This is a genomic window from Allochromatium palmeri (assembly GCF_009720725.1).
Lineage (GTDB): Bacteria > Pseudomonadota > Gammaproteobacteria > Chromatiales > Chromatiaceae > Thermochromatium > Thermochromatium palmeri.
Genome location: NZ_WNKT01000011.1, coordinates 88,890 through 110,174, shown reverse-complemented (window position 1 = coordinate 110,174; position 21,285 = coordinate 88,890). Strand labels below are relative to the sequence as shown.

The 21,285-nt window shown below is 63.2% G+C and carries 19 protein-coding genes; 16 read left to right on the top strand and 3 right to left on the bottom strand.

What is annotated here, in order from left to right:
- Positions 1 to 89 precede the first annotated feature (89 nt).
- Positions 90 to 1,637 carry a diguanylate cyclase gene (locus GJ668_RS07640; protein ID WP_343032186.1) on the top strand — a complete coding sequence of 516 codons (1,548 nt, stop codon included), beginning with the start codon at positions 90 to 92 and terminating at the stop codon, positions 1,635 to 1,637.
- Positions 1,638 to 1,797: 160 nt separating this feature from the next.
- On the opposite strand, the gene GJ668_RS07635 is transcribed toward GJ668_RS07640, so the two are convergent.
- Positions 1,798 to 5,346, bottom strand: coding sequence for a sulfite exporter TauE/SafE family protein (locus GJ668_RS07635; protein ID WP_155449547.1), 3,549 nt, complete (start codon positions 5,344 to 5,346; stop codon positions 1,798 to 1,800).
- Positions 5,347 to 5,600: 254 nt separating this feature from the next.
- On the opposite strand from GJ668_RS07635, the gene GJ668_RS07630 reads away from it, so the two are divergent.
- Positions 5,601 to 5,936: a hypothetical protein gene (locus tag GJ668_RS07630; RefSeq protein WP_155449546.1), complete on the top strand. Its 336-nt coding sequence runs from the start codon at positions 5,601 to 5,603 to the stop codon at positions 5,934 to 5,936.
- A gap of 10 nt (positions 5,937 to 5,946) precedes the next feature.
- Here the strand turns inward: GJ668_RS07630 and GJ668_RS07625 are convergent, their stop codons facing one another.
- Positions 5,947 to 6,492: an Lcl C-terminal domain-containing protein gene (locus GJ668_RS07625; protein ID WP_246194686.1), complete on the bottom strand. Its 546-nt coding sequence runs from the start codon at positions 6,490 to 6,492 to the stop codon at positions 5,947 to 5,949.
- Between the two features lie 188 nt (positions 6,493 to 6,680).
- Here GJ668_RS07625 and fliW point away from each other — a divergent pair, with 188 nt between their 5' ends.
- From fliW to GJ668_RS07555, 14 genes are all read left to right on the top strand, one after another.
- On the top strand, positions 6,681 to 7,106 hold the full coding sequence (gene fliW, locus GJ668_RS07620; protein WP_155449544.1) for a flagellar assembly protein FliW: 426 nt from the start codon (positions 6,681 to 6,683) through the stop codon (positions 7,104 to 7,106).
- 146 nt (positions 7,107 to 7,252) lie between these two features.
- Positions 7,253 to 7,717, top strand: coding sequence for a rhodanese-like domain-containing protein (locus GJ668_RS07615; protein WP_186342954.1), 465 nt, complete (start codon positions 7,253 to 7,255; stop codon positions 7,715 to 7,717).
- Positions 7,668 to 8,015, top strand: coding sequence for a DUF2934 domain-containing protein (locus GJ668_RS07610; RefSeq protein WP_246194685.1), 348 nt, complete (start codon positions 7,668 to 7,670; stop codon positions 8,013 to 8,015). Before GJ668_RS07615 ends, GJ668_RS07610 begins: the two co-directional genes overlap by 50 nt.
- 8 nt (positions 8,016 to 8,023) lie before the next feature.
- Positions 8,024 to 8,818 (top strand): 16S rRNA (adenine(1518)-N(6)/adenine(1519)-N(6))-dimethyltransferase RsmA, encoded by a 795-nt coding sequence (gene rsmA, locus GJ668_RS07605; RefSeq protein ID WP_155449543.1) that lies wholly within the window; start codon positions 8,024 to 8,026, stop codon positions 8,816 to 8,818.
- A gap of 68 nt (positions 8,819 to 8,886) precedes the next feature.
- Positions 8,887 to 10,059, top strand: a complete 1,173-nt coding sequence (locus GJ668_RS07600) for a DUF5610 domain-containing protein (protein ID WP_155449542.1) — start codon at positions 8,887 to 8,889, stop codon at positions 10,057 to 10,059.
- 240 nt (positions 10,060 to 10,299) lie between these two features.
- Positions 10,300 to 11,448 (top strand): methyl-accepting chemotaxis protein, encoded by a 1,149-nt coding sequence (locus GJ668_RS07595; RefSeq protein WP_246194683.1) that lies wholly within the window; start codon positions 10,300 to 10,302, stop codon positions 11,446 to 11,448.
- A 13-nt stretch (positions 11,449 to 11,461) separates the two neighbouring features.
- Positions 11,462 to 11,830 carry a response regulator gene (locus GJ668_RS07590; RefSeq protein WP_155449540.1) on the top strand — a complete coding sequence of 123 codons (369 nt, stop codon included), beginning with the start codon at positions 11,462 to 11,464 and terminating at the stop codon, positions 11,828 to 11,830.
- 40 nt (positions 11,831 to 11,870) lie between these two features.
- Positions 11,871 to 12,200 carry an STAS domain-containing protein gene (locus GJ668_RS07585; RefSeq protein WP_155449539.1) on the top strand — a complete coding sequence of 110 codons (330 nt, stop codon included), beginning with the start codon at positions 11,871 to 11,873 and terminating at the stop codon, positions 12,198 to 12,200.
- Positions 12,197 to 14,413 carry a chemotaxis protein CheA gene (locus tag GJ668_RS07580; protein ID WP_155449538.1) on the top strand — a complete coding sequence of 739 codons (2,217 nt, stop codon included), beginning with the start codon at positions 12,197 to 12,199 and terminating at the stop codon, positions 14,411 to 14,413. The genes GJ668_RS07585 and GJ668_RS07580 overlap by 4 nt, the downstream gene beginning before the upstream one ends.
- Positions 14,414 to 14,466: 53 nt before the next feature.
- Positions 14,467 to 16,416, top strand: coding sequence for a HAMP domain-containing methyl-accepting chemotaxis protein (locus GJ668_RS07575; protein ID WP_155449537.1), 1,950 nt, complete (start codon positions 14,467 to 14,469; stop codon positions 16,414 to 16,416).
- A gap of 10 nt (positions 16,417 to 16,426) precedes the next feature.
- Positions 16,427 to 16,984 (top strand): chemotaxis protein CheW, encoded by a 558-nt coding sequence (locus tag GJ668_RS07570; RefSeq protein WP_155449536.1) that lies wholly within the window; start codon positions 16,427 to 16,429, stop codon positions 16,982 to 16,984.
- A 37-nt stretch (positions 16,985 to 17,021) separates the two neighbouring features.
- The gene (locus GJ668_RS07565) at positions 17,022 to 17,855 is read left to right on the top strand and encodes a CheR family methyltransferase (protein ID WP_246194681.1); all 834 of its coding nucleotides are present in this window, start codon (positions 17,022 to 17,024) and stop codon (positions 17,853 to 17,855) included.
- Between the two features lie 5 nt (positions 17,856 to 17,860).
- Positions 17,861 to 18,454 (top strand): chemotaxis protein CheD, encoded by a 594-nt coding sequence (locus GJ668_RS07560; protein ID WP_246194679.1) that lies wholly within the window; start codon positions 17,861 to 17,863, stop codon positions 18,452 to 18,454.
- A 69-nt stretch (positions 18,455 to 18,523) separates the two neighbouring features.
- Complete coding sequence (locus GJ668_RS07555; protein WP_155449533.1) at positions 18,524 to 19,642, top strand: protein-glutamate methylesterase/protein-glutamine glutaminase; 1,119 nt, start codon at positions 18,524 to 18,526, stop codon at positions 19,640 to 19,642.
- Positions 19,643 to 19,667: 25 nt separating this feature from the next.
- On the opposite strand, the gene GJ668_RS07550 is transcribed toward GJ668_RS07555, so the two are convergent.
- Positions 19,668 to 21,284 carry a methyl-accepting chemotaxis protein gene (locus GJ668_RS07550; RefSeq protein ID WP_155449532.1) on the bottom strand — a complete coding sequence of 539 codons (1,617 nt, stop codon included), beginning with the start codon at positions 21,282 to 21,284 and terminating at the stop codon, positions 19,668 to 19,670.
- Position 21,285: the final 1 nt, after the last annotated feature.

Below are 21,285 nucleotides of genomic sequence, written 5' to 3'. Positions count from 1 at the left end.
TTCATCAACCGTTCGCTGGGGCGACCAGACCTTCAGCTCGCAGGGTTAATCGCGGCCTGAAAAGTCGAACATCGCGTGAGTTTAGCTTTTTGTTGCGCAACGACTGGCCCGAACTGCGCTCCATCATCGACAAGGGACTGGCGTCCATCACAGAGCCCGAGCGGCGCGAATTGCGCGACTACTGGTTCGGCCCCCCGATCCTGGCTCCGGATCCGGCGGAGGAGGCGCTGTCACTCAGCCCGGAGGAGCAGGCCTATCTGCAGCGCAAGGGCCGACTCAAGCTATGCGTCGACCCCGACTGGCTGCCCTACGAGGGCCTCGACACCGAGGGGCGCCACCAGGGCATGTCGGCCGACTTTTTACAGCTGTTCGCGCGGCGGCTCGGCGTCGAACTGAGCGTGCACCCCACGCGCAACTGGAGCGAAACCCTGGCGGAGGCCCGGCTCCGTCACTGCGATCTGATCGCGCTGATCAAACCGACACCCGAGCGTCGTACCTATCTGGATTTCACGGCTCCCTATCTGTCCTTCCCCTATGTCGTGGCCACCCGCAACGACCAGTTTTTCATCGAGGACATCGAACGCAAGCTGGACGAGACCTTTGTCGTGGTGCGCGGCTATGCGGTCGCCAACGAACTGCGTCGACGCTACCCGGCGATTCGCCTGCTCGAGGTGGAGACGACCCGGGATGGATTGGAGAAGGTGCGCGACGGCGAGGCATTCGGCTATATCGGAGCCACGGCGGCGGTCGCTTATGCCCTGGGGCGCTACGGTATTCTCGGCGTCAAGGTGGCCGGCCGCTTGCCGGACGGCTTTGATCTGGGGGTGGCCACCCGCAACGACGAGCCGCTGCTGGGCCAGGTGTTCCAAAAGGCGGTGGACAGCCTGACTCCAGAGGAGATACGACGCATCCGAGACAAGTGGCTGGCCGTCGACGTGCAACGGGTGACCGACTACACCCTGTTGTGGTGGGTACTGGGAGCGGCGGCGGCGCTCTTGACGCTGTTCGCCTACTGGAACCGCCAGCTGCAACGATCCCGGCAACAGACCGAACAGGCGCTGGACGAACTCCATGTGGCCCAGCATCAACTCGAGCAGCAATACCGGCAACTGGAGCGGCTGTCGGTCACGGATCATCTCACTCAGATCCACAACCGGGCCAAGCTCGATGAGGTCTTGGAGCGCGAAATCCGCCGAGCCGGACGCCATTCGATCGGCGTGGGCGTGATCATGGTCGACGTGGATCACTTCAAGCTGGTCAACGATACCTACGGTCACCAGGCGGGGGATCAGGTTCTGGTGGCCATGGCCGAGCTGCTCCGGCGCCGAGTGCGAGACATCGACATGGTCGGCCGCTGGGGCGGCGAGGAATTCCTGGTGCTCTGTCCCGGCACGGACCTGGAGGGCGTCCAAACGTTGGCCGAGCATCTGCGGGCGGCGGTCGCTGAACACGAGTTCCCGGTCGTGGGACACAAAACCGCCAGCTTCGGCATCGCGACCTATCGGAGCGGCGACTCCGTCGAGAGCTTGGTCGCCCGGGCCGATCGCGCGCTCTACGCGGCCAAGGCCAATGGGCGTAACCGTGTGGAGGAAGCGCCGGACGACAGAAGGGCGATGTCGGCGGCAGCTTCCGAGTAGACCAGACATTCCAAGAGCGAATTGTTGGCCATGCGATTGGCTCCATACAGCCCGGTGTGCGGTCTCGCCGCTGGAATAGAGTCCGGGCAGATCTGTGCGAGCCCAGCGAAGAAAGGCGGACGCAACAGATGCGTCCTCTAGCAGCGCAACCGGCCGTCGATCACTCCAGATCGATAGACATCTCGGTCGCCCCCGCGCGCGCGCCGAACACGCGAATGTCCTCGCGGATACGCTCGCGGCAGGTCGCGCCGAGTGCTTCGCGATCGCCCTGCATGACGACGGTCAGGCGCAGATCCGGTTCGCGCAGACAGAGACACAGCCGCAGCTCGATGCGAGCGCGCTCGTGGGGCGGCTTCAGCCGCAGATCCAGCGTCAGCTCGAACGACGCTGTCGCCAGACGCGGACGCCGTGTCCAGACGCTCATCAGCACGCAGTTCGGATCCTGGCAGCGGCGGCGTAGCGCATAGGCCAGCTCGCGATCACAGAAGACACCGACGGTGCGCTCGATCTCGGTCAGGTGACGCTGGGCCTCGCGCAGCCGTTGGGGTGTCTCGACCTCGTGCTCGATCTGCCGGCGCATCACGCGCCGCAGACGATCGAACGACTTGGGCAGGGTTCCGCTATGGAAGCCGCGCCGCAAAAAGCCGCGCAGCGTCTCGCCATGACTGCCGATGATGGCCGGCTCGACCGGGGTCAGCGCCAGGTGCTCGCGCCGCACGGCATAGAGTCCGGGTTTGACGTCCACCGCGTTTGGCGCGCGCACATGATTGGCGGCATAGATCTTCCAGTTTTCCTTCAGCTCCCAGACCAGAAAGCCGGCCAGCCCAGGCAGCAGCAGCACAGTGAGCGTGACGAAAGGAATGGAAATCCATTTCGGCAGCAGCTGATCAAGCATCTCGACCATGAGCGAGGTGATCAGTGGCAGGAAAGGCAGCATCAGCTTGTGCGCGATGGTGACCAGCGGAAAATGCTTGATCGGGTTGATCTGCGGCTCCACCAGAACCGTGACATAGAACTGGATCACCCATTCCAGTACGCGCCACACCGGCATCAGCAGCGCCTTGAGCGTCAGGGCGATCCAGGATTCACCGAGATGATGACTCAGACGCTCTTCGATCCGGTGCAGTCCCTGCTGAAAGCGCCGCGTGACCTCCTTGAAGAAGAGCATCAGCTCCTGGATCAGCCCGATCACCAGGGTCTGGTTGAGGCGGCGCAGAAACTGGCCGCCGGCACTGACGAGGTCGTCGAGCAGACGGCGTCCACCGGGCGTATTGCGGATGAGTACGCCCAGCACCAGCGTCAGCGCGGTCAGCGAGAGATTCAGCTCGATCAGATCACCCTCGATGAGGCTAGCCAGCCCGATGACCGGCAGCATCAGCAGCGTTCCGCTCAGAAAGGGTCTGAGCAGATTGCGGTCCAGGCCCCGCACCAGTTCGGTCGCGAGGATGCGCCTGACCGGAGGCCAGCGCAGGAAGCGTCTGAGACCATCAAACAGCAGCAGTCGCAGCGTCCACCAGAGCACCTGCAGAAACACCCGCACACCGAGGCGTCCAGCCCGGGTGTAGGCGAGTCCGTTGATCACCAGCCCAAGCCCCAGGATCAGCCAGAGACTGGTCAGATGGAAGGTCGCCTCCAGAGTCGGCAGGATGCCGATGAGGACATCGAGCGTCTTGAGACCGAGAAAAGCCAGTCCGATCGGAAGGATCAGATGACGGAGCGCCAGCCGGCCCTGTGGCGTGCCGAAGAGTGGCGCGCCGAGTCGTTGCAGACCCTTGATGTAGATTTCGCCGGGGCGATAGAGGCCGGGCAGGGCGCGTTCGGCGCAACGATCGAAGCGTGCCAGCCGGTCGCCGGAGCGCCACTCGTCGAGCGTGAGATCGGGCAGACGCAGCAGGTTGCGCGCCACGATATCGCGCATGTCAGTGAACTTGAGATGACGCCGGTGCTCGATGACGTCCAGCAGCTCGCGCAGCAGCTTGTTGAACGCGACCTCTTCGCGATGGGTGCGCGGGGTGAATCCGGCTTCTTCCAGGGCGCGTTTGAGGTGCGGCTTGAGCTGATGCTCCAGATGCTCGGTGAGGCGGCCGGAGAGCGCGCTCAGCGGGCGGCTGCAACGTTCGACGTCCTCGATGGGCCAGCCGAGACGTTCCAGGCGATTCTGGATCGTATCGAGTAGGCGCAATGCCTTGAGATCGGCCTGGAAGGGTAGAATCTGGCGCGCCGGCACGCGCCCGAGCGAGCGCAGCCAGGCGATGGGGTTGAGCTGATAGTAGGTGGCGCGACTCTCGCGCAACACTCGCTCCAGATCCCGAAACAGATCGAGCGCGACCGGCTTGCCATCGAGGATTTCGTCGCCGAGTCGCTGGATCAGCGCTTTCAGCTCACGACTCATGCCGGCATTGAGCTTCCACAGCGACGCCAGCCGGTTGGCCAGCGATTCTTCGGCAGCACGATGGCGCTGGTCGATGAGCCACAGCACACGGCTCGACTCAGTCGTGCCGGGGTCGAACATGGACGCGAAACGCCGCCGGGCCACGGCCAGATGTGCGATGGCGGCGGCAGCGTGCTCAGCCCGATCGGCACGCCGGGCACGTCGGACCGCCAGTCTGAAAAGCGGCAGAAAGAGCGCCAGGCGCAGCCCCTGGGCCGGACGTGGCGAACCACGGCGCCAGAGTCGGTGGGTCAGATCCAGCAGGGGTTCCAGGATGATCGCGACCAGCACCAGGGCCAGATCCTGAAGCCGTGTCAGCCAGTTGCGTTGACTCGATCGCGGATCAGGGTGGAAGGCGGCCACGCACTGATCCATGGCTGTCCCCTGGATCTGGAACCTGGTCTGGATCCAGGGTGCCGTGTCTGCGGTCGGTTCGTCCTGGGGTGTGAGCGAATCCGGTTTGGCCGCGAGCGCCCGGATCGAACGGTGGATCTCCAGATCGGCGTCCGATTTGGCATAGGGAAATCCAGACGGCAGCAACGGTAGCCGGGTCGGATAGCCGCAGCCTGGGTCGGGCCGGGAGGATTCGAGCAGCATCGGGAGTGGCCCGTCCAGGCTCGGTGGTGGCAGATCCAGACCACTCTCGCCGATCCAGGCATCGAGGACACGCCAGTCGTGGATGGCTGGAAAGAAATAACCGCGCGCGCCCGGACTGAAGTAACGCAGGCGCATGACCAGTGCGACGAAGGCCCGACAGACCAGTGTGTCGTCCAGTCCAGTCGGCAGCACGCCATCGCGCGTGAGGACGTCGCGCACCTCGTCCAGAGCGATCTCGCCGATCAGCGTGCGCAGTCGCGCCGGTCCAAAACGCGCCCTGTCGGTATCGCGATCATGCGCCATCTGCCAGGCGCGCGCGATCTCGCCCTCGAAGCGGTGTGCCCAATACTCACGCAGCAGGCCGATGAACGCCTCGTGATCCAGGCGCAGATCCAGCGGGATCGGCAGCAGAATCACATATTCGGGCAGGTTGAGTCCCTCGATGACCACCAGGGCTTCGGGATTCTCGTACTCCAGTGCGCTCAGGAAGTCCTCGCGCGACATGACGTGATAGCTGAGGCTTGGGATGGAACCCGTGCAGCCGAAGGGTTCCAGATGCTCGGCGACCAGACGTTCGAGTGCGCGCGGATGGAAAAGAAAGATGCCTTCAGCCGGCTTGAAGACACTCGCGCGAAACTCCTTCGCGGCGGACTCGGCGGTTGTCGGCGGCGGACGGGACATGGCTCCAGACACGCTTGAACGGTGTCGAATCTTGGAGTCAACGAGGGATCGGGAGTTGAGCCGGCTGGACGATGGAATCATCGATGGGTGCCAGGGCGCTGTTCGGACATGGAATCAGGGGTATAATCAATCGTTTTGTACTGAACTGCCAAGGATTTCAATGGCACGGCTCGGAAGCATAGCATGCGCGAGCTGGACTCCAGATGGATCGACATTGCATTCATGGCCTCTCTTGGATAGCGAGCTCGCCCACTATGCACTACCGCGTCTTCTATCTCTTCGATCGCTCTGGTGAAGCCATCTCCTCGGTCAGTGCCGTGGAAATGAGCGCCAAGGCCATCTGCGAGCAGCTCCTGCCGCGTCTTCAGACCGAGGACGATTATCTCGGTCTCATCGATACGCGCGAGAGTATCCTGCAGATTCTCTATGAGCCGTCCGAGCACCGCTACTGGGTGGAGTTACCGGTCGATGCCGCCAAGGCGTCCTATGGGCGCTATATGGAACTCGACGAACTCAAGGAGTTCATGCTGACGCTGCCGGAAGTCTTCGAGCGCGAGGTCATTCCGGGTCTGGAGTACCGCCCCTGGTAGCGGAGAGCGTTTAAGGCCCCGCCCCAGGTTGTTTCAGGGTACCGCGCACCAGGCGCACGCGCCCGTTCTGCGACTTGCCGGCCCGGAAGTATTGGCCGCTGAAGAAGCTCACCGACCAGGCACGATCCAGCCCCCCCGTATCGACCGAGGACGACCAGTACAGACCCGAGGGTGTGTTCGGGAAAACCTGCGGATTGATCGCCGGGCCGTCATGACATTTTTCGACGATGGTCAGGAGTTCATCGCCGGTCGGCAGTCGCCACGCCTCCTGTGACTTGGCGGCCAACCGCATGGCTTTCGTCCAGGTATGCGTGGCGGGCCGTCCGGCACAGCCATTGGATTCAGCGTCCCAGCGCTGCCCGAGCGCGCAACGCTGCCATTCGAGACTGGTGCGCTCGTGTCGGACTACGGCCCCGTCCTCCAGCAGACTGAATTCGGTCGAGGGCGTCGTCTCGACCTCACCCTTCAGGCAGGCATCGGCCGCGAGCGGGATTGGAGTGTTCTCCTGCGCCCAGAGCGGGGCTGGGAGGCAGGGGATGAGTAAGCTGATGGACATGGCCATCTGTGTCAGGTATCGCATGATCGCAAGATGGGTGCATCTGAGTTAGGATCAGCGCCGGAATCTCCGCCTGCGCCAGTTTCGTGTATTCTTGAACGAGAACGCGGCCCGTCTCGGCGTTCAGTCGATGTCTCTAGCGAAACCCCGCCTCCTTAACACCGCGCATGAACGAGGAACAGAGGACTATGAACCAGCAGACCGCCATGACCTCCGAGCCGGATGTCCCCGCGACCATCGCCTTTCCAGCCGGCATTCCAGGGTTCGAGCATCTGAAGAGCTACCGCCTGACGCATTCAGAAACCGACGCGGGGCGCGTCTATCGTTTGCGCGCCGAGGATGACGCTGAGATCGAGTTCACGCTGGTCGATCCGAGACTCTATGCGCTCAATTATGTGCTCGAACTCGACGATGCGGAACAGTCCCTGCTGCAAGCCGACGATCCAGAGGATGTGATGGTGCTGCTCATGCTCTGGAAGGACACAGAGGCGAGCAGTACCGCGCCTGGGCTGAACGCCAATATCGGTGGTCCCATCCTCATCAATGTCGTCAAGCGCCTTGGGATGCAGAAGATCATCGACAGTCCGCGCGTGGAACTCAGTATCTCCAATTGATTGAAGGTGTTTCGATCGGACCAGAGTTGCGGATTTTGAATGTCGCACTCGAACACTCCAGTTTATCCTCCGTGCTCACTCGACACCGGGCGCTCCATCACGCGCGCCCGGTGTCTCCAAAGGCCAATAGCGGAGCGCGATAGACTGTGAAGAACTTCCTGGAACTCATCAAACACTGTCTGACCGAGGTGCACGAGATCATGCCCTGGGATCTGGAAGAACGTATCCAGGCCAACCCGGAGCTGCTGATCGTCGATGTGCGTGAACCCGAAGAGTTCGCGGCCATGCACATCGAGGGTTCGATCAACGTCGCGCGCGGCATTCTGGAGTCGGCGTGCGAGTGGGACTACGAAGAAACCGTGCCCGATCTGGTTCAGGCGCGCGAGCGCGAGATCGTGGTCGTCTGTCGCTCGGGCTACCGGAGCGTACTGGCCGCCCACTCGATGAACGTGCTCGGCTATAGCAATGTCGTCTCGCTCAAGACCGGACTGCGCGGCTGGAAGGACTATGAACAGCCGCTCGTCGATGGCGACGGCCAGCCGGTCGACCTCGACGACGCCGATGTCTATTTCACGCCTCGACTGCGCCCCGAACAACACCGTCCAGCCTGATGTCCGCCTGCCCGATATGCACGACCGTCTCACCGACAGCCAGCGTCACGCGATGATCGCGGTTGCCGCCTATTATCTGGCCGAACGGCGTGGTTTCGCGCCCGGTCAGGCTGAGGCCGATTGGCGGCTGGCCGAGCGCACCATCGATGCCATGATCGCCAGCCGACATCTAACGGCCGGCACAGATGACGAGGCGCGCGGGCGCCTCGTCCGCAATGCCCTGGTGATTCAGGAGACCGCCGGTGATCGCGCGGTTTCAGCAACGCCGGATCCCGCCTCTGAGACCGCCCAGGGTTGACTGACACCATGGAACATCGCGCACGCAAACGCTTCGGCCAGAACTTTCTCCACGATCCACTGGTGATCGACCGCATCCACGGCGCCATCGACGCGCAACCGGGCGAGCGTCTGGTCGAGATCGGGCCGGGGCAGGGCGCCATCACCCAGCGGCTGTTGACGCGGGCCGGTGCGCTCGACGTCATCGAACTCGACCGCGATCTCATCGAGCCGCTACGTCAGCGACTCGCTGATCTGGGTGAGTTGCGCATCCATAATGCCGATGCGCTCGACTTCGACCTGCGCACACTCGCAGACGCCGAAGCCGCTGCATCGCTGCGGCTCGTCGGCAACCTGCCCTACAACATCTCGACCCCGCTGCTGTTCCATTTCCTCGACCAGCTCGATGTGCTGCGCGACATGCACCTGATGCTGCAAAAGGAGGTCGTCGACCGGATCGTCGCCGAACCGGGCGATAAGACGTACGGGCGACTCTCGGTCATGGTCCAGAGCCGTTGTCAGGCCACGAGTCTGTTTCGCATCGGCCCCGGTGCCTTCAAGCCCGCGCCCAAGGTCGAATCGGCCTTTCTGCGTCTGCGTCCGCTGCGACCGCTCCCGCATCCCATCGACGATCCCCAGCTCCACGGGCGATTGGTGGCCGCTGCCTTCGGTCAGCGCCGCAAGACCCTGCGCAATAGTCTGTCTGGAGTCGTCGCCCCGGAACTCATCGAAGCGGCTGGAATCGACCCGAAACGTCGCGCCGAGGAACTGGATGTGGCCAGCTATGCGCGATTGGCCAATCTGGCGGCCTCAGCCATGGGTTGACGGCATTCAAGCCGAGCGTTCGCTGGCCGTTAAGGGGTGTATGCCCACCGTGCGCCGGAGCAGGTCTCATGAATATTCAGTCCCAGTTCTCATCACTCGTCTCCAATAGCCTGACCCTCAAGTCCCACACTCAGGTTGGAGCGCAGTCGGGTTCTCCATCCCTGCGCGAGCCGGCTGGGGCGCTCTCCAGCCTTCAGGAGAAGGCGCTCGGCGCTATCGCGCGCGAGATTCCAGGCATGGATGCCCCAGGGCTGAAAAAGCTCGATCCAAACGAATACACCCCGGAAAAAGTCGCTGATCGCATCACCAGCTTCGTCGCCATGGGGTTGGAGAATGCCCGCGCTCGCGGCAAATCCGAAGAGGAGATCCAGTCGCTCTACGAGAGTGCGGTCAGAGGCGCCGAGCAGGGCTTCAAGGAAGCCAAGGACATTCTGTCCAATCTCAAGGTGCTCGAAGGTAATGTGGCCGAACAGGTTGGGGCGACCGAGAAGCTGACCTTCGAGGGACTGGCCAAGCTGTCGCCGAACCAGCCCAAGACGGAGACGACCGGAGCACCAGCACCGAGCACAACCTCTGGCGTGGCGGTCGCCGAGCGTTATCAGCAGGCCGAAGACTTCAGTCTGAAGCTCAAGACCCGCGATGGCGACGAGGTCGAGATCAGCTTCAGTCGCAATTTCGATGCCCAGAGTAGCTTCGCTGTCTCGCAAGATGGCGAGGGCAACAGCGCCGCCGTCATGGATATCAGCCAGTCGGAGAAGACCGGCTATCTGTTTAGCGTGAAGGGCGACCTGAGCGAAGATGAGCTGAAGGCTATCCAGACATTGGTTCAGGATGTCGGCAATTTGGCCAAGGATTTCTTCGGCGGTGACGTACAGAAGGCGTTCGAGCAGGCGCCGGATGTCCGCTTCGACTCCTCCCAGCTCGCGTCCATGAACCTGACCATGAGCCGCTCCGAGAGCTACAGCGCCGCCCGTGCCTACGAAGGGACACAGAAACTGGCGGCGCCCGAGCAGGAAAACGCGGGTCGTCGTCTTGGACACATGATGCGCGAGCTGCGCGACAGCGTCGAGCGCCCGGAACTCGACTTTTTCAGCCAGCCCGATCAGGCCGCCGGCCAGATCCTGCAAGGACTCGTCGAGCAGGATGGCCGTTTCCAGGGCGCCGACGCCGATCAGCAGGCGCGCTACCAGGAGTATGTGCAACGTCTTCTGAGTTCGCTCGAACCGGAGCAATCAAACTAAAACATTGATCCAAAGCAGTGTTCAACAGACTGCAAAATGACTTAGGATCGTCCCTAGGGTAATCGAGTCCAGCCAGTACGCTCGTCGGCCTGTATGAGGCTCGGTTTGATCATCAAGGGGCGATTCCGCCTGTTGTACCGAGTGTGTTCTCTGCTCGGTTGGTGCATGAGGGAGAAACTGGTGTCCAACCAGCCATTGCCATCGCTTGCGGTCTGGGTCCGCGCTTCATGGAAGCCGGTTTTGTTTGGAATCCTGGCCGCTGGTTCGATCCTGATCGTCAACCATGCCGCGCCTTTGGCCTGGATTCTCGCGGCACTGATGCCCGTACTCGCTCTCCTGCTGGCCTTCGTCCAGCAGCGCGAATTCCAGGCCAGCCTCGCCGCCGCTCGCACCGAGATCCAGACTCAGCTCGATCACAAGACGCGCCAGTTGGACGCCTGGGAGCGGGCGTTCGAACGCCTGGGCATCGAGCTGTTCCCGATTTTTGCGCGCCACATCGAACATTCGCGCCAGCTCACCGAGCAAAGCATCACCCATCTGTCGCTCTCCTTCAGTGATCTGGTCAAAGATCTGGAAGAAGTCGTCTCGACCACCCAGTCGGGCAATCCTCAGGATCAGGCCATCGTCGGTCAGTTCGAGCAGAGCCGCGCGACCCTGACCGAGGTAATCGCCGACTTCGAAGCCATTCTGCGTCGTGAGTCGTCCATGACCGAGCATGTCGACCGTCTGGCCAGCTATGGCGATCAGATGCGCCAGATGGCTCAGGACGTGCGTTCAGTCGCCGAACAGATCAATCTTCTGGCACTCAATGCCGCCATCGAGGCCGCGCGCGCGGGCGATCAGGGACGCGGTTTCGCGGTGGTGGCCGACGAGGTACGCAAGCTGGCCGGCTCCTCGGCCGATACCGGTGCGCGCATCAGCGCCAAGGTCGAGGAGCTGGCGCGCTCGCTGGCCCAGACCCAGTCGATGGTGAAGTCCTCGATGTCGAGCGCCGATGAACTGGTGCGCGACTCCGAGCACAAGGTCGAGGTCGTCATGAACCGCCTGCTTCAGACCACCGAGTCACTCGACGAGGAGGCGCAGCGCTTGCGCGCTCTCAGCGAGGGAATTCGCACCCGCATCGCCGCCTCGCTGGTGGATCTCCAGTTCCAGGATCGCACCAGTCAGGTGCTGGTCCATGTCTGCGAGGGACTGGAGCGCCTGAGCGAGCGGTTACAGACGACCGCTCAGCACGACCTGAGCCAGCAGGAGCGCGATATCCTGGAACTCGACGGACTGCTGGCCCAGATGCTGGACTCCTATAGCACCATCGAGGAACGGGATCTACACCATGGCGGCGGTGCGCCGACGAGCGCGCCGGCAGCCGCCTCTGAGTTGACATTCTTCTGAAACGGAGTCGGGCATGGCGAAGACGATCATGGTGGTTGACGATTCGGCCTCCTTTCGCAGTGTGGTAGGGATTGCGCTCAAGGGCGCGGGGTATGAGGTTCTCGAAGCCTGTGACGGGCGCGACGCGCTGGCTAAACTCAATGGCACGAAGATCCATCTCATCGTCAGCGATGTGAACATGCCCAACATGGATGGCATCACGCTGGTCAGCGAGGTCAAAAAGCTGCCCAATTACAAGTTCACGCCGATTCTGATGCTGACCACCGAGAGTCAACCCGAGAAAAAAGAAGCCGCGCGCGCCGCCGGGGCAAAGGCCTGGCTGGTCAAGCCCTTCCAGCCGCCGATGCTGCTGGATGCAGTCTCCAAGCTGATCCTGCCCTGAAGCGTCGGCGTCACAGGCTCACAGCGATAACGAGGTCAGGATGAACGCTCAACCAGAATGTCCGACCGACACCGATCCACTGGTCCTCGACGGTGAGCTGACCATCTATACGGCGGCCGAAACGGCGGCGCGGCTGCGCGCACATCTGGCTGAGCGCCGCGTCTGCGCTCTGGATCTGTCCGGGATCAGCGAACTCGACGGCGCCGGTCTCCAGCTTCTGCTGTGGCTGCACGAGACCCTGCGCGCGCGGGGCGGAACACTGCGTCTGGTCGCGTACAGCCCGGTCGTAGCCGAAGTGTTGAGCCTGCTCCATCTCACCGCTCAGTTCGATCTCGATTCCGCCGGCGCGACGGTGGGAGGTGCCTCATGAGTCTCGACAGCGCACGCGAGGCGTTTCTGGCCGAGGTGGCTGAGCTGCTGCAATCCATGGAGGATGCCCTGTTGGCCCTGGAGGACGATCCCAAGGATCCGGAATCGCTCAACGAGGTCTTTCGGGCCATGCATACCATCAAGGGCACGGGTGGTGTGTTTGGTTATGACTCCATCGTCGACTTCACCCATACCGTCGAGACCCTGATGGATCAGGTGCGCTCGGGTCAGGTGCCCCTGACCCGGCCGCTGATCGCCGCCCTGTTCGAGTGCCGCGACCATACCGCGCGACTTGTCGAGGCCATTGTCGAAGCCTCGACGCCGGAAGCACCGCTGGATCCTGAGCTGGCGCGCGCCGGCGATGCACTGCTGGCGCAGCTCAGCCCCTCCGGCAAGGCCGCGCGTGCAACCGCGCCCTCGACCGCCGCGCCTTCGGCCGCAGACCCCAAGTATCTGCCCGTGGTCAGCGATCTCTGGATGATCACGCTCAAGTTCAAGCACGACACCTTTCGCGACGGCATGGACCCGTTGTCCTTCCTGCGCTATCTGGGTTCGCTGGGCGATCTGGTCCATGTGACGACCCTGCTCGACCCCGAGGCCACGCGCGAGGACGGCTTCGACCCCGAGAGCTGCTATCTGCATTTCGGCATCGGCTTTCGCGGCGAGGTCGATAAACCCACGCTCGCCGGTGTGTTCGAATTCGCCGATCAGGACTGCGAGATCCGCATCCTGGAGCCGGACACGGCGCAGTCGAAGTATCTGGAACTGCTGGCCGCCGTACCTGACGATCAGGTCGGTTGGATCGGCGATCTATTGTTGCGCATCGGCGCCCTGACTCAGGGTGAACTCGACCGCGCACTGGAGACGCAGGCTGCTGAGTCAGGCGAAGCGTCCGATGGCGAGGAGGCCGAGCGCAAGCGGCGAATCGGTGAAATTCTGATCGAACAGGGATCGATCAAGCCCGCCGTGGTCGAGCAGGCCGCACGCACCCAGGAGGCCGTGCGCACACGGCGTCAGGAGGAGGCACACTTCATCCGCGTCGACGCTCAGCGACTCGGGCATCTGATCGACCTCATCGGCGAACTGGTCACCAGCAGCGCGGCCATCCGCGTCCTGGTCAAGCGTGCCGGGGTCGAGGACATGAATGAGGTGATCGACGGGGTCGAGTATCTGGTCTCCGAGATCCGCGACAACGCGCTGCAACTGCGCATGGTGCCGATCGGCGAGTCGCTGTCGCGCTTCAAGCGCGTGGTGCGCGATGCCAGCCGTGAACTCAGCAAGGAGATCGAGCTGGTTATCACCGGCGGCGAGACCGAACTCGACAAAACCGTGGTCGAGAAGATGATCGACCCGCTCACCCATCTCATCCGTAACGCCATCGATCATGGTATCGAGACGCCCGAGGTGCGCCGGTCGCACGGCAAGCCGTCCCAGGGCACCGTTCGCATCAACGCCTATCACGACTCAGGCCACATCGTCGTCGAGATCGCCGACGATGGCGCCGGACTCGATGCCGAGCGCATCCGCGCCAAGGCCGAGGCCGTCGGTCTGGTCAAGTCCGATGACGTCTTGACACGCGAAGAGACGCTGCGCCTGATCTTCGCCGCTGGACTCTCGACCAAGGAGCAGGCGACCAACCTCTCCGGTCGCGGTGTCGGCATGGACGTGGTGCGGCGCAATATCGAGGCGCTGCGCGGCACGGTCGAACTCGACAGCCATTTGGGCGAAGGCACGCTGGTCACGATTGTGCTGCCGCTGACACTGGCCATCATCGATGGCTTTCTGGTCAGCGCGGGTCCGGATCAATATGTCATTCCCCTGGCCCAGGTCGCTGAGTGCGTCGAGATGGGCGCGGCCAGCGGCATTAAGCGTCATGGCGAGCACTACATCAATCTGCGCGGCGAGGTGCTGCCCTTCATCCGTCTGACTGAACTCTTCGAGAATGCCGACCCCAGACGCCGTGCCGGCCGGCGCGAGAGTCTGGTGGTGGTGCGCTTCGGCCATCACAAGATGGGACTGGTGGTGGACGCGCTGCTTGGCGAGTTGCAGACCGTCATCAAACCGCTCGGCAAGGTGTTCGAGCGGCTGCGCGGGGTGGCGGGCGCGACCATCCTGGGCACGGGCGACATCGCGCTCATTCTGGATGTCGCCGAGCTGGCGGCCATCGCCGAGGGGCAGCGCGATAGCGCCGGCAAGCGCCCGGTTGTCACCTGAGGGCGGTTGAGTCAAACGCAGGCTTCGATCCAATTCTTACTGGGAGAACACGCATGTTTCGCTCCATGACGATGGCCAGAAAACTCATCCTGGGTTTCACGGCGATCCTGACGTTGCTCGTCATCGTTGGCGTCCTGTCCTACTTCACCATCGATGGGGCTTCGATCGGGTTTGCCTCCTATCGCGAGAAGGCGATCCGCGCCAACCGGATGGGCGAGATGCAGGCCGCGATGCTCATGGGGCGGATGGAGGTCAAGGATTACATCAAGGCCCATTCCGATCAGGACGTGCAGCAGTTCGAACAGCACCTGGCGACGACCGAAAGCATCCTTAAGGAGCTACAGGGGATCATCCGGGATCCCGAGCGCAAGGCCAAGATCGACGCCTCGGCGACCAATATCGAGACCTATGGCAAGACGTTCGAGCAGGTCGTCGTCCTGACCCGCGAGAGCGACAAGCTGGACGCCGACGTGCTGGCCGTCAATGGCCCAGTGATCGAGCAACGTCTGACCCAGATCCTCGAAAGCGCCAACCAGTCCGGTGATACCGCGGCTGTTCTCAAGTCCGCGCGCGGTCTGCGTAATCTGTTGCTGGCACGCCTCTATGTGCGCCGCTTCATCGGCGACAACGCCCAGGCGGACGTGGATCGTGTCAATCAGGAGTGGGGCGAATTCGACACGCAGATGCAGGAGATGGACGCCAGCCTGCAAGATCCGCAGCGTCGCGCCCTGCTAGCCGAGGTCATGCGGCTCAAACGTGACTACAAGACGGCGTTCGACCGCGTCGTGCAGCTCATCGATGAACGCAATCAGCTCATCACCGAGACGCTGGACGTCCTGGGACCGCGCTTTGCGGCTAATATCGAAGCCATCAAACTGTCCTACAAGAGCGAACAGGATCTGCTTGGCCCCCAGGTTCAGGCGTCCAATGATCGCGGCATTTTCGTGATCTCAGTGCTGTCCCTGATCGCGCTCCTGGCCGGCATCGGCATCGCCTGGCTCATCATTCGCGGTGTCATGGCCCAGTTGGGCAAGGATCCGGGCGTGATCGCGGATGTCACCAAACAGGTCGCCGCCGGCAATCTGGCCATCGACTTCGATCAGACCAATCTGCGCGGCGTTTACAAAGACATGTATGGCATGGTCGAGCGTTTGCGCCAGATCGTCGGTGAGGTGCGGGTCGGGGCGGATAATCTGTCCTCGGCTTCCAGCGAGGTCAGTTCCACGGCGCAGGCCCTCAGTCAGGGCGCCACCGAACAGGCGGCGAGCGTCGAGGAGACCACGGCGAGCATCGAGCAGCTCAACGCTTCGGTACAGCAGAACACCGAGAACGCGCGCGTCACCAATGGCATCGCCAAGAGTTCCGCCGAGGAAGCCCGCCGTGGCGGCGAAGCTGTGACGCGCACGGTGTCGGCGATGAAGGAGATCGCCAGTAAGATCGGGCTGATCGAGGACATCGCCTACAAGACCAATCTGCTGGCGCTCAACGCGGCGATCGAGGCGGCGCGTGCCGGAGAGCACGGTAAAGGCTTCACGGTAGTCGCCGCCGAGGTGCGTAAGCTCGCCGAGAATAGCGGCGTAACCGCTCAGGAGATCAATCAGTTGGCCACCAGCAGCGTGTCGATCGCCGAGGAGGCCGGCAAGCTCCTGGAGCAGATGGTGCCCAACATCGTCAAGACTGCCGATCTGGTCGAGGAGATCACGGCGGCCTCCGGTGAACAGGCGGCGGGGATCGGCCAGATCAACGAAGCCATGAGCCAGCTCGACAAGGCCACGCAGCAGAACGCCTCCTCTTCGGAAGAGTTGGCCGCGACAGCGGAGGAGTTGAGCGGTCAGGCCGGTCAGTTGCAGGAGACCATGTCCTTCTTCCGCACCGGTGCGGGCGGATCGCGCGCCAAGGGACGCGCCCGCGCACCGGCGCCGGCGGCGACCCGCGTGCGCGAAGAGGAGCCGGGTACGGTCGACCTTGAGGACTTCGACCACAAGGACTTCGAGCGCTTCTGAGGAGGTTGACATGGGCGAGATGGTATTGAGCAACCGCACGAGCGCCGCCGCTCACAGCGAGGTCGACGACGAGGTCACCCAGTACCTGACCTTTGCCGTGTCTGATGAGCGCCTGGCCATGTCGATCGACGCGGTCAAGGAGATCATCGAGACGCCGGCCGTCACCCGTGTTCCCATGACCCCGGACTATATTCGCGGCGTGATCAATCTGCGCGGCAGCGTGGTGCCCGTGATCGATCTCGGCGCGCGCCTGGGACGCGGGCCGGTCGTCCTGACCAAGCGCAGCTGTATCGTGCTGGTCGAGGTGCATGTCGGCGACGAGGCCCATGTGCTCGGAATGCTGGTCGACGAGGTCAAGAATATCCTGGAGATCGCGCGCGAGGACATCAAGCCGCCGCCTGAGTTCGGCTCCGAGATCCGCACCGACTTCATCGAGGCGATGGGGCGTGTGGACGAGGTCTTCGTCATCATCCTCAGTGTCGATCATGTACTGTCCATGCAGGAGCTGGCGGCCCTGCGCCGGCTCAGTCAGGAGGCGGCCCTGGGGGGCGCGGATGGGGAGTCCTGAAGGATCGCCCGCGCGGGGTGATGCCCGCGCGGGCACGATGCCACAACCGGATGTCGTACCGCTCAAGGATCGCGAATTCGAGCGTTTCCGTCATTTCATCCACGAGCGAGCCGGCATCAATCTGGCGCCGCACAAACAACAGATGGTCAGCGCACGTCTCCAGCGACGTCTGCGCCATCTGGGGCTGCGCAGTTTCGATGCCTATCTGGAGCGGGTCTTCGAGCCGGACCAGGATCACGAACGCCAGCATCTGGTCGATCTGCTGACGACCAATGAGACCTACTTCTATCGCGAGCCGGCACATTTCGAGTATCTGCGCGAGCATGTCCTTCCGGCCTATCGTGGCCTCGGCCTGCAGGTCTGGAGCGCGGCCTGTTCGACCGGCGAGGAGGTCTACACCCTGGCCATGGTGCTGGCCGATGCTCTGGGACAGGGCGACTGGCACATCCTGGGCACGGATATCAGCCGGCGGGTGCTGGATCAGGCGCGCCAGGGACTCTATCCGCTCGAACGCGCTCGCCATCTGCCGCGCGCCTGGCTGGAGCGCTACTGTCTCAAGGGTGTGCGTGCGCAAGCCGGCAATCTGCTGATCGAGCCTAAGCTTAAGTCACGGGTGAAGCTGGAACAGCACAATTTGCTGCAACCGCGCCGCGACGGCGAGCGGTTCGATATCGTTTTTCTGCGCAACGTGTTGATCTATTTCGATCCACCGACCAAGCAGCGTGTCATCGATCGTCTGTTCGAGTCGCTGCGTCCCGGTGGACTGCTCTTCATCAGCCATGTCGAGTCGCTGCAAGGGATCAAGACCCCGCTGGTGATGATCCGCCCCTCGATCTTTCAGCGCCCGAGCGCGCGTCGGGGAGCGCCATGAGTACGATGGCTATCTCGGAAAAATCGATCAAGCGCCGTCTGGTGCGGCCCGGCGAACAGGCCGTCACCGACAAGTCCATGATCCTGACGACCCTCTTGGGGTCATGCGTCTCCGTCTGTCTCTTCGATCCCGTCGCGCGTCTGATGGGCATGAATCACTTCCTGCTGCCGATGCGCAATCCAGCCAACCGCGAGCCGCTCCTCGCCACCGATGCCGGACGCTATGGACTCTGGGCCATGGAGATGCTGGTCAACGACCTGCTCAAGCGCGGCGCCCGACGCGAGCAGCTACGCGCCAAAGCCTTTGGTGGCGCCAATGTCCTGCGCGAGTCGACGGATACGCGGATGGATCATTTCAATATCGGCACGTCCAATGTGCTCTTCGTGCGTCAGTTCCTCGACCGCGATGGCATCCCGCTCGTCGCGGAGGATCTCGGTGGGTTGCATGGACGCCAGATCCATTTCTACGGCGGGGATTATTCGGTGTTTCTGCGCCGGATTCCGCGCGCCGGTGTCGAGCGCGTACTGAGCGACGAGCAGCGCTATCTGCAGAGCGCCATCGCCGCCAAGCAGCGTGGTGCGCCAGCCGATTTTTTCTGAAAACATCCCGGCAGACGGATCGGTGGGCCACATCCCCGGCTGGGGCGCGCTTGAATGGACGGTTTTTCAATGACTGTGAAGGTATTGATCGTGGACGACTCAGCCGTCGTCCGACAGGTGCTCACCGAGCAGCTTTCGGGCATCGCGGGCATCGAGATCCTGGGCGCGGCACGTGATCCGCTGTTTGCGCGCAAACTGATGGAAAAACAGTGGCCGGATGTCATCGTGCTCGACATCGAGATGCCGCGCATGGATGGCCTGACCTTCCTGCGCCAGCTCATGGGCGAGCGTCCGACGCCGGTCATCATCTGCTCGACCCTGACTGAGAAGGGCGCTGAGATCACCATGCAGGCGATGAGCGCCGGCGCGGTCGACATCATCGCCAAGCCCAAAGTCGGTCTGCGCCAGTTCCTGGAAGAGTCCAAGACCCTGCTCGGCGATGCCATCAAGGCCGCCGGGCATGCGCGCATGGAGCGCGTCTCGTCCGGCTCGCGCGCTAAAACGGCCATGACACCCACCCAGAAGCTCCCGGCTGATGCGGTACTCGCCGAGCGCGCGTCCTTGCCCATCGCCGGCACGACCGAGCGCGTGGTGGCCATCGGCACCTCGACCGGCGGCACCCAGGCGCTCGAATATGTGCTCACCCGCCTGCCGCGCACCGCGCCCGGCCTCGTCATCGTTCAGCACATGCCTGGGCAGTTCACGGCGGCCTTCGCCGCGCGTCTCGATCAGCTCTGCCAGATCGAGGTGCGCGAGGCGCGCAACGGCGACCGCGTGATCCCCGGACTGGCCCTGATCGCCCCTGGTACCGATCATCTGTTGCTACGTCGCAGCGGCGCGCAGTACCGGGTCGAGGTCAAGGGCGGGCCGCTGGTCAGCCGCCATCGTCCCTCGGTGGATGTGCTCTTTCGTTCCACGGCTCAGGCCGCCGGACCCAATGCCGTCGGCATCATCATGACCGGCATGGGCGACGACGGCGCGCGCGGTCTGCTGGAGATGCACCAGGCCGGCGCCCTGACCATCGCCCAGGACGAGCAGACCTGTGTCGTCTATGGCATGCCCAAGGAAGCAGTCAAACTCGGCGGCGTGGATGCCGTGGTCGGGCTACCCAGCATCCCGGGCCTCGTCACCCAGGCGCCGACGCGCCTAGCCTATCGGCACCTGCATGGTTTGCCGGCGTCTGGGTGATCCGGCTGAATCCCGTCGGTTTCGCTCAAACCCTGAAGTGACCCACCAGCTCCTGCAACTCAGCAGCCAGCCGCGCGAGCTGTTCAGACGCTTCTGTGGTCTGGAGTGCGACCTGTGCATTGCTCTCGGCGGCATCCGAAATACTGGTAACGTTACGGTTCATCTCCTCGGCCACGGCACTCTGTTCCTCGGCTGAGCTGGCGACCTGGGTATTGACGTCGTTGAGCGTGGCAACGGCAGTGGTAATGGCGTCGAGAGACTGCTCGGCCTCCAGGGCACGGCTACGGCTGTCCTCGGCATGCTTACGGCTGTCGTCCATGACCGACACGGCACGGCGGCTGGCCTGCTGGAGACGCTCGATCATGGCCTGGATTTCCTGGGTCGAGGTCTGGGTCCGATTGGCCAGTGAGCGCACCTCGTCGGCGACCACCGCAAAACCGCGTCCGGCCTCGCCGGCGCGCGCGGCCTCGATGGCGGCATTGAGCGCCAGCAGATTGGTCTGCTCGGCCACGCCCCGGATCACGTCCAGGATCTTGCCGATCTCCTGACTGTCCTGACCCAGCGCGCGAATGACCTCCGAGGCCTTCTGGATCTCTTGGGCCAATTGCTCAATGTGCGACATGGTGCCATAGACCACGTCCTTCCCGGAGGTAGCAGCATCCTGAGCGACATGCGTGGTGTCGGCACCATGCTGGGCACTGCGTGCAACCTCCTGGGCTGTGGCGCTCATCTCGTTCATGGCCGAGGCCAGTTGATCGACCTCGTGGCGCTGCTGGCTGATGCCAGCATTGGTCTGCTCGGTGGCTCCGGCCAGGCTCTGCGCCGCCTGCGCAAGCTGTCCGGTGGAATCGAGGATGCGCCCGATGAGGTCGCGGAAATTGTCCATCATGGCGTTGAACGCCAGGCTGGCCTGGCCGATCTCGTCGCGGCCCTGGATGGGAAGACGTCGACTGAGGTCGCCATCGCCCTTGGCGATGCCGTCGAGCCCCTGGGTCATCTGCTTGAGTGGGCGCGTGACGAAGCGTTTGGTGAAGACATAGAGGAAGAGCAGGACGGGCAGGCTCAGCATGGCCGCAATCACGAAGATCTTGATGGCGAACACATCGACCGCGTGATTCACATCCTCGAGATCGATCCGCATGCTGACAGCGCCGAGCACCGAGTCGCGTGGCGCGAGTGCGTGGCAGGTCGTGCAGTTCTTGCCGAGATAGTCCTCGCGGGCGAAGGCTGCGGTAACCGCGCGTAGGGTCCGGCCATCCTCGGCGAGTTCGAGATAGGATTCGCCTGTTTCCAGAACACGGCGCTCGATGTCGTCGCGCGGCTGTTCATGCTCGGTGCCAGGCCCGTACTGCTTGGAGACATTCTCGCCACGCAGTACACGCAGATCCTCGACATTTTTCAGCTCGATGATCTGATCCAGGAAGGCGGCACGCTGATTGATGGTGCCGGTGATCATCAGGGTCGTGAGGCCGGCCAGGGTCATCTCGTGCAGGGTGCTGGTGAAGGCGGCCGCCTGATCAATGGCCGTCTGGCGCTGCTCGTTCGCGGTCCAGAGAATCAGTCCGCTCCAGGCCGGCAGCAGAATGAGCCACATCGCGCCCACGAGGCGTACCCAGATCGGTAGATCATTGATTCGTCGCATC

Excerpts from the sequence above, each read along its gene's own strand:
- GJ668_RS07635 (WP_155449547.1), bottom strand. The coding sequence starts at position 5,346 with ATGTCCCGTCCGCCGCCGACAACCGCCGAGTCCGCCGCGAAGGAGTTT.
- GJ668_RS07630 (WP_155449546.1), top strand. The coding sequence starts at position 5,601 with ATGCACTACCGCGTCTTCTATCTCTTCGATCGCTCTGGTGAAGCCATC.
- GJ668_RS07625 (WP_246194686.1), bottom strand. The coding sequence starts at position 6,492 with ATGTCCATCAGCTTACTCATCCCCTGCCTCCCAGCCCCGCTCTGGGCG.
- fliW (WP_155449544.1), top strand. The coding sequence starts at position 6,681 with ATGAACCAGCAGACCGCCATGACCTCCGAGCCGGATGTCCCCGCGACC.
- GJ668_RS07610 (WP_246194685.1), top strand. The coding sequence starts at position 7,668 with ATGTCTATTTCACGCCTCGACTGCGCCCCGAACAACACCGTCCAGCCT.
- rsmA (WP_155449543.1), top strand. The coding sequence starts at position 8,024 with ATGGAACATCGCGCACGCAAACGCTTCGGCCAGAACTTTCTCCACGAT.
- GJ668_RS07600 (WP_155449542.1), top strand. The coding sequence starts at position 8,887 with ATGAATATTCAGTCCCAGTTCTCATCACTCGTCTCCAATAGCCTGACC.
- GJ668_RS07590 (WP_155449540.1), top strand. The coding sequence starts at position 11,462 with ATGGCGAAGACGATCATGGTGGTTGACGATTCGGCCTCCTTTCGCAGT.
- GJ668_RS07585 (WP_155449539.1), top strand. The coding sequence starts at position 11,871 with ATGAACGCTCAACCAGAATGTCCGACCGACACCGATCCACTGGTCCTC.
- GJ668_RS07580 (WP_155449538.1), top strand. The coding sequence starts at position 12,197 with ATGAGTCTCGACAGCGCACGCGAGGCGTTTCTGGCCGAGGTGGCTGAG.
- GJ668_RS07575 (WP_155449537.1), top strand. The coding sequence starts at position 14,467 with ATGTTTCGCTCCATGACGATGGCCAGAAAACTCATCCTGGGTTTCACG.
- GJ668_RS07570 (WP_155449536.1), top strand. The coding sequence starts at position 16,427 with ATGGGCGAGATGGTATTGAGCAACCGCACGAGCGCCGCCGCTCACAGC.
- GJ668_RS07565 (WP_246194681.1), top strand. The coding sequence starts at position 17,022 with ATGCCACAACCGGATGTCGTACCGCTCAAGGATCGCGAATTCGAGCGT.
- GJ668_RS07560 (WP_246194679.1), top strand. The coding sequence starts at position 17,861 with ATGGCTATCTCGGAAAAATCGATCAAGCGCCGTCTGGTGCGGCCCGGC.
- GJ668_RS07555 (WP_155449533.1), top strand. The coding sequence starts at position 18,524 with ATGACTGTGAAGGTATTGATCGTGGACGACTCAGCCGTCGTCCGACAG.
- GJ668_RS07550 (WP_155449532.1), bottom strand. The coding sequence starts at position 21,284 with ATGCGACGAATCAATGATCTACCGATCTGGGTACGCCTCGTGGGCGCG.